The sequence below is a fragment of the Variovorax sp. 01T439_2 genome, assembly GCF_056398445.1.
The window spans coordinates 1-7,452 of the sequence record NZ_JBFTPJ010000201.1 but is presented as its reverse complement, the minus strand read 5'-3'; the positions used below and the strand labels follow the sequence as shown (position 1 = coordinate 7,452).

Sequence of the window (7,452 nt, the reverse complement as noted above, 5' to 3'; positions counted from 1 at the left end):
CAGGTGCCCGTCGGCGCGATGCCGTCGCTGGTGCTGCTGTGCGTGAAGAGCGGTGCCACAGCCAGTGCCGCCGCCGAACTGGCTTTTGCGCTGCCCGCGGGCACGCTGGTCGTCTCGCTGCAGAACGGCATCTCCAACTGCGCCTCGGCGTCGCGCGTGGGGCCCACGCTCCAGGTGCTGCCGGGCATGGTGCCCTACAACGTGGCCGAGATCGGGCCCGGTGCCTTCCACCGCGGAACGGCCGGCCGGCTGGCGGCGCAGGACGATGCGGCGCTACGGCCCTGGCTGCCGGTCTTCGCGCGGGCCGGCGTGCCGCTCGACCTTTACCCTGACCTGCTTCCCGTGCAGTGGGGCAAGCTGCTGCTCAACCTCAACAACCCGGTCAATGCGCTCTCGGGCCTGCCGCTGCGCGACGAGCTGCTGCAGCGCGGCTACCGGCGCTGCTTTGCGGCGCTGATCGACGAGGCGCTCGGCGTGCTGGGCAGCGCCGGCATCGCGCCCGCGCAGGTGGCCGCGGTGCCGGCGCAGCGGCTGTCGGCGGTGCTGCGGCTGCCCGACTGGCTGTTTCGCATCGTCGCGGCGCGCATGTTGCGCATCGATGCCAAGGCCCGCTCGAGCATGGCCGACGACCTGGCGCTCGGGCGGCGCACCGAGATCGATGCGCTCAGCGGCGAGGTCGTGCGCCTCGCGCAGGACCAGGACCTGGAGGCGCCGCGCAACGCAAGGATGTTCGCGCTGCTCGAGGAGTGGCCCGCCCAGCCCCGGCGCTGGACGGCACGGCAATTGCAAGACGCACTGGGCCTGTCGTAGCGCGGACGCTGTACCCTCTGGGGCCATCGGTGCGCATGGTTTCAAGGGAGTGTTCTCATGCAGGTTCTGATCCTCGGCAGCGGTGTCATCGGCACCTCGGTGGCGTACTACCTGGCGCGCGCCGGCCACGACGTGACGGTGCTCGAGCGCCAGCCCGCGCCCGCGCTCGAAACCAGCTTCGGCAACGCGGGCGAGGTGTCGCCCGGCTATTCGGCGCCCTGGGCCGGGCCCGGCGTGCCGCTCAAGGCCATCAAGTGGATGCTCATGCAGCACAGCCCGCTGGTGATCAAGCCCATGCTCGATCCGGCCATGTGGCGCTGGGGCCTGTCGATGCTGTGCAACTGCACGCAGGCGCGCTACGAGCTCAACAAGGGCCGCATGGTGCGGCTTGCCGAATACAGCCGCGACTGCCTCAAGGCGCTGCGCGCCGACACCGGCATCCGCTACGACGAGCGCGCGCTCGGCACGCTGCAGCTCTTCCGGACCCAGAAGCAGCTCGACGGCATCGCCAAGGACGTCGAAGTGCTCCAGGCCTCCGGCGTGCCCTACCAGGTGCTCGACCGCGAAGGCTGCGTGCAGTACGAGCCGGCGCTCGCGGCCGTCAAGAACAAGTTCGTCGACGGGCTGCGCCTGCCGGGCGACGAAACCGGCGACTGCTTCAAGTTCACGCAGGCGCTGGCCGTGCTGGCCGAGGCGGCCGGCGCGAAGTTCCGCTTCGGCGTGGGCATCCAGGCCATCGAGCACGGCGCCGGCGGCGTCACTGGCGTGCGCACCGACGCCGGCCGCTTCACGGCCGACCGCTACGTGGTGGCGCTCGGCAGCTATTCGCCGGCCATGGTCAAGCCGCTGGGCATCGACCTGCCGGTGTACCCGGTCAAGGGCTTCTCGATCACCGTGCCCATCTCCGATGCCAGCGGCGCGCCCGAATCCACCGTGATGGACGAGACCTTCAAGGTGGCCGTCACGCGGCTGGGCGAGCGCATCCGCGTGGGCGGCACCGCGCAGCTCTCGGGCTTCGACCTGCGGCTCGACGCAAGGCGGCGCGACACGCTCGAGCATGTCGTGACCGATCTCTTTCCGAAGGGCGGCAATGTGCGCGACGCCTCCTTCTGGACCGGCCTGCGCCCCATGACGCCCGACGGCACGCCGGTGATCGGCGCCACGCGCATTCCCAACCTGATGCTGAGTACCGGCCACGGCACSCTSGGCTGGACCATGGYGGCCGGCACCGGCCGCGTGATGGCCGACCTGATCGATGGCCGAAGCCCCGCCATCGACATGGAAGGCCTGACGGTGGCGCGCTACGGCGCCTGAGCCGGGCAGCCGGACAACCCGCCTGAGAAACACCCGCCGCCCGCACGGCGGGCGCGGCCCTGCGCGCCGGATTCAAGGGTTTGTACCTAGATTGACGAAGCCATTGGTACTCGGTATTCTTCGTCTCGTTCCATTAATAAATCACCGTTTCATTAGTGAAACAGACAGATCCACCCCACGAACGCCATGCCATCCACACGCCGACAAGCCATTGCAGCCGCGCTCGCCTTCGGCGTCGCCTGCGCCACGGGGCCCGCCAGGGCCGAGAGCAGCTATCCGAGCAAGCCGATCACGCTGGTCGTCGCCTATCCGGCCGGAGGCGACACCGACGCGCTGGCGCGGCTCTTCGCCGAGAAGCTGTCGGCGCGCGTGGGCCAGCCCGTGGTGGTCGACAACCGCCCCGGCGCCAGCGGCATCATCGGCAGCGCCTATGTCTCGAAGGCGCAGCCCGACGGCTACACGCTGCTGCTTTCGCCCAGCACCTTCTCGATCGCGCAGCTGGTGCTCAAGACGGGCGGCACCTCGGGCTACGACGTGCTGAACGGCTTCACGCCGATCGTGCAGACCGGCAGCCAGCCGCTGTTCCTGGTGGCGGGCGGCGCCAGCGGCCTCGCAAGCGCCAAGGACCTGGTGGCCGCGGCCAAGGGCGGCAAGCCGCTGACCTTTGCGAGCCCGGGCAGCGGCTCGCCGATGCACATCCTGGGCGAGATGTTCAACCGCGCCGCGGGCGTGAGCCTCGGGCACGTGCCCTACAAGGGCGTGGCGCCGGCGGTCAACGACGTGCTGGGCGGCCACGTGCCCGCCACCTTCATCACGCTGGGCCCGGTGGCGCCGTACCTTGCCAACGGCAAGATGCTGCCGCTCGCGGTGGCCTCGCACGAGCGCTCGGCGCTCGCGCCCAAGGTGCCGACGCTGCAGGAGCTCGGCTACAAGGACGTGGAGGTCACGGCCTGGAACGGCCTCTGGGGCCCGCGCAACCTGCCGCCCGAAATCGTCAAGACGCTCAACGCCCACTTCAACGAGATCCTGAAGATGCCCGAGATCGTCTCGCGCATGGCCGTGCTGGGCACCACGCCCGTGGGCGGCAGCGCCGACGTGCTCGGCAAGACCAACGCCGCGGACTTTGCGCGCTTCGGCAAGGTCATCAAGGAGCTCGGCATCCAGGCCGACTGAAAAAGCACCATGACCGAACCCAAAGCCGTTCCCGATCCCTCGAGCCTGCAAGCCCTGCTGGCCGAGCTGCCCGCCAACCTGCTGGCGGGCCGCCGCATCCTCGTGACCGGCGGCGCGCGCGGGCTGGGGCTTGCGTTTGCGCAGTGCATCGCGGCGGCCGGCGCGCAGGTGGTGCTGGCCGACATCCTCGGCGAGCTGGCCCAGGGCGAAGCCAAGGCGCTGCGCGATGCCGGCCACCGGGCGCATGCGCTGGAAGTCGACCTGTCGGAGCCGGCCTCGATCGAAGCCTGCGCGGCGGAAGCGCTTCGCCTGCTCGGTGGGCTCGACGGCCTCGTCAACAACGCGGCCATCACCAACTCGGGCGGACGCGATGCGCACCAGCTCGACGTCGGCACCTGGGACCGCGTGATGAACGTCAACGTGCGCGGCACCTGGCTCATGGGCCGGGCCTGCCGCCCCGCGCTTGCTGCCAGCGGGCGCGGCGCGGTGGTCAACCTCGCGTCCGACACGGCGCTGTGGGGCGCGCCCAACCTGCTGGCCTATGCCTCGAGCAAGGGCGCCGTCATTGCCATGACGCGCTCGCTGGCGCGCGAGTGGGGCGGCGACAACATCACGGTGAACGCCGTGGCGCCCGGCCTCACGCTGGTGGAAGCCACCGAGTACGTGCCGATGGCGCGCCACCAGAAGTACCTCGAAGGCCGCGCCATCCCGCGCGAGCAGCAGGCCGCCGATGTCTGCGGTGCCACGCTGTACCTGCTTTCCGGCCTCGCGCGCTTCGTGACGGGCCAGCTGCTGGCCGTCAACGGCGGCTTTGCGATGCACTGATTCAGATTTTTTTCCGACGAATGGAGTGAACACGATGAGCGATTTGTCCGAACAGCAGAAGATCACCGATACCGCCGGCAGCACGCTGGCGCAGCCCGAAGGCAGCAGCCTCACGGAGTGGATGAACAGCCGCATCGCGCGCTACGAAACCCGCAAGTACGATTGGGATGCGCTCAAGTTCCAGGCCGACCTCGACCCCAAGTTCCGCCGCGCGCAGATGCGCTACGTGGGCACCGGCGGCACCGGCGTTGCGAAAGACGTCAACACCGTGCCGGCCGAGCACTTCACCTTCTCCACCATGGTGATCCCGGCCGGCCATGAAGGCCCGCCGCACCTGCACACCGACGTGGAGGAAGTGTTCTTCCTGATCCGCGGCAAGCTCAAGGTGGTGATCGAAAAAGACGGCGAACGCTTCGAAACCATCATGACGGACCGCGACCTGATCTCGGTGCCGCCCGGCGTATACCGCGAAGAAATCAACATCGGCGACGAAGACGCGCTGATGTGCGTGATGCTCGGCGCCAAGAAGCCCGTGACGCCGACCTATCCGGCCGACCATCCGCTCGCAAAGATCAAGCGCTGAAGAAAAAGAAAGAGGCCATGAACGACGCCATTGCCACCCACGCGCAGAGCGCCTTGCCCGCTTCCGAGCTGGCGCTGCTGGAGGCCCGCTTTCCGGCGCGCGCCGTGCCGGTGGGCGGCGGTGCCGTGGTGTCGGTGCGCGAATGCGGCGCGGGCCCGGCCATCGTCTGCCTGCACGGCATCGGCTCGGGTGCGGCCTCGTGGCTCGGCCTTGCCTTGCTGCTTGCGCCGCAGGCCCGCGTGATCGCGTGGGATGCGCCGGGCTATGGCGCCTCGACGCCGCTCGCGCCTGCGGCGCCTTCCGCGGCCGACTACGCGCAGCGGCTGCACGGCCTCTTCGATGCGCTCGACATCCAGTCCTGCGTGCTGGTCGGCCATTCGCTCGGCGCGATCACGGCGGGCTGCGCGGCGGGCAAGGATTCTGCCCTGGCTTTGCGCATCCGCCGTCTCGTGCTCGTCAGCCCCGCGGCCGGCTATGGCGCCCCGCAGCGCGAGGAAGCCCGCCGCAAGGTGCGCGCCGAGCGGCTTGCCACGCTCGACGAGCTCGGCATTGCGGACATGGCCGCGAAGCGCGCAGGCCGGCTGGTGTCCGGCAACGCCAGCGAACGCGCGCGCCAGTGGGTGCAATGGAACATGGCGCAGCTGAGCGACGGGGGCTATCGCCAGGCCGTCGAGCTGCTGTGCAATGCCGACCTGCTGGCCGACCTGCCGCCCGCCATGCCGGTGCGCGTGGCCTGTGGCGCGCTCGATGCCGTCACCACGCCCGAGGCCTGCGCCGAGGTCGCGCGCCGCTGCGGCGTGCCGCTCGAATCGATTGCCGATGCCGGCCATGCGAGCTACGTGGAGCAGCCGCAGGCCGTTGCCGCATTGCTGCGCGAAGTGCTGGCCGCCTGACAGAAGACACACGACAAGACAACCAAAGGGAAAAACGAACCACCATGGCCACCAACGACAACGAGACAATGGAAGAGGGCGGCGAGCGCTACAACGTGCCGGCGCTCGAACGGGGCCTGCGCGTGCTGTGCGAGTTCAGCCGCGAGAGCCGCACGCTCTCCGCGCCTGAACTGGGGCGCCGCCTCGACCTGCCGCGCTCGACCGTGTTCCGGCTTCTCACCACGCTGGAGAACATGGGTTTCCTCGAGCGCGCCGAAGGCGGGCGCGACTACCGCCTGGGCCTGGCCGTGCTGCGCCTGGGCTTCGAATACCTGGCCTCGCTGGAGCTCACTCAGCTGGGCGCGCCGCTGCTCAACCGCCTGTGCGACGAGCTGCGCACGCCCTGCAACCTGGTGGTGCGCGACGGCCGCTCCATCGTCTACGTGGCCAAGGTGGCGCCGCCCACGCCGTTCGCAAGCTCGGTCACCGTGGGCACGCGCCTGCCGGCCCATGCCACGGTGCTCGGCCGCGTGCTGCTCGAAGACCTCACGCTGCCGCAGCTGCGCGCGCTCTACCCGGAAGACAGGCTCGAGACCTTCTCGCCGAGCACGCCCACCACCGTGAGCGAGCTGTTCGACATGGTGCAGGCCGACCGCACGCGCGGCTACGTGCTGGGAGAAGGCTTCTTCGAATCGAACATCTCCAGCATCGCGGCGCCGGTGCGCGACCACAGCGGCCACATCGTGGCGGCGCTGGGCGCCACCATCACCTCGGGCCACATCGAGGAGAACCGCATGGACGAGATGGTGCAGCGCGTGCGCGCCACCGCCGAAGAAATTTCGGGCCTCCTGAACTATTCGCCCGCCCGCGCGCAAAAGGTGGTGCCGCTTCGCAGCGCATGAACCACGCCATGACACAGCCATCTACTTCTTCTTCCTTCTTCGCCGCCGACGCGCTGGCGGGCCGCGTGGCCGTGGTCACGGGCGGTTCCTCGGGCATCGGCCTGGCCACGGTCGAGCTGCTGCTCGAATGCGGCGCCGCGGTGGCGCTGTGCGGCCGCAATGCCGGGCGGCTCGACAGCGCGGTGGCCGGCCTGCGCGAGAAGCACGCGGGCGCGCGGCTCTTCGCGCAGCCCTGCGACGTGCTCGACGGCCCTTCGGTGCGCGCCTTTGCGGCCGCCAGCGAGGCCGCGCTCGGCCCGGCCTCGATGCTGGTCAACAACGCGGGGCAGGGGCGCGTCTCCACCTTCGCCGACACCGACGACGCGGCCTGGACCGAAGAGCTCAAGCTCAAGTTCTTCTCGGTCATCAACCCGACGCGCGCCTTCCTGCCGCAGCTCGCGGCGCAGCGCAGCGTGCACGGCGACGCCGCCATCGTCTGCGCCAACTCGCTGCTCGCGCGCCAGCCCGAGCCGCACATGGTCGCCACCTCGGCCGCGCGCGCCGGCCTGCTGAACCTCGTGCGCTCGATGGCCACCGAGTTCGCGCCGCAGGGCGTGCGCGTGAACGGCATCCTGATCGGCCTGGTCGAGTCGGGCCAGTGGCGCCGCCGCTTCGAGGCGCGCGAAGACAAGTCGCAGGACTGGGCCGCATGGAGCGGCCAGCTCGCGCAGAACAAGCACATCCCGCTGGGCCGCCTGGGGCTTCCGACCGAAGCGGCACGCGCCATTCTTTTTCTTGCTTCGCCGCTCGCGTCGTACACGACGGGCAGCCACATCGATATCTCTGGAGGCCTTTCGCGCCATGCATAACCCCAACAACAACAACACGGTCACGGTCGGCGCAGTCGTCGCGGCCTTTCTCGAACAGTGCGGCGTCAAGGCGGCCTTCGGCGTGATCTCGATCCACAACATGCCGATCCTCGATGCCTTCGCGC

8 protein-coding genes are annotated in these 7,452 nt (G+C 69.8%); all 8 read left to right on the top strand.

The genetic code is table 11. From position 1 onward, the window contains the following. A partial coding sequence (locus AC1DOC_RS11870; RefSeq protein WP_478129843.1) for a 2-dehydropantoate 2-reductase occupies window positions 1–810 on the top strand: 810 nt, incomplete at its 5' end. 57 nt (window positions 811–867) lie between these two features. Further along, the gene (locus AC1DOC_RS11865; RefSeq protein WP_478129842.1) at window positions 868–2,124 is read left to right on the top strand and encodes a D-amino acid dehydrogenase; all 1,257 of its coding nucleotides are present in this window, start codon (window positions 868–870) and stop codon (window positions 2,122–2,124) included. A 186-nt stretch (window positions 2,125–2,310) separates the two neighbouring features. Next, the gene (locus AC1DOC_RS11860; protein WP_478081336.1) at window positions 2,311–3,297 is read left to right on the top strand and encodes a Bug family tripartite tricarboxylate transporter substrate binding protein; all 987 of its coding nucleotides are present in this window, start codon (window positions 2,311–2,313) and stop codon (window positions 3,295–3,297) included. Window positions 3,298–3,306: 9 nt separating this feature from the next. Beyond that, window positions 3,307–4,122 (top strand): SDR family oxidoreductase, encoded by an 816-nt coding sequence (locus AC1DOC_RS11855; protein ID WP_478083381.1) that lies wholly within the window; start codon window positions 3,307–3,309, stop codon window positions 4,120–4,122. Between the two features lie 34 nt (window positions 4,123–4,156). Next, window positions 4,157–4,705, top strand: coding sequence for a cupin domain-containing protein (locus tag AC1DOC_RS11850; RefSeq protein ID WP_478080830.1), 549 nt, complete (start codon window positions 4,157–4,159; stop codon window positions 4,703–4,705). A gap of 17 nt (window positions 4,706–4,722) precedes the next feature. Continuing rightward, complete coding sequence (locus AC1DOC_RS11845) at window positions 4,723–5,598, top strand: alpha/beta fold hydrolase (protein WP_478080831.1); 876 nt, start codon at window positions 4,723–4,725, stop codon at window positions 5,596–5,598. Between the two features lie 44 nt (window positions 5,599–5,642). Beyond that, window positions 5,643–6,479, top strand: coding sequence for an IclR family transcriptional regulator (locus AC1DOC_RS11840; protein ID WP_307592395.1), 837 nt, complete (start codon window positions 5,643–5,645; stop codon window positions 6,477–6,479). Between the two features lie 8 nt (window positions 6,480–6,487). Further along, window positions 6,488–7,327 (top strand): SDR family oxidoreductase, encoded by an 840-nt coding sequence (locus AC1DOC_RS11835; protein WP_478080832.1) that lies wholly within the window; start codon window positions 6,488–6,490, stop codon window positions 7,325–7,327. The last annotated feature ends 125 nt before the right edge of the window (window positions 7,328–7,452 follow it).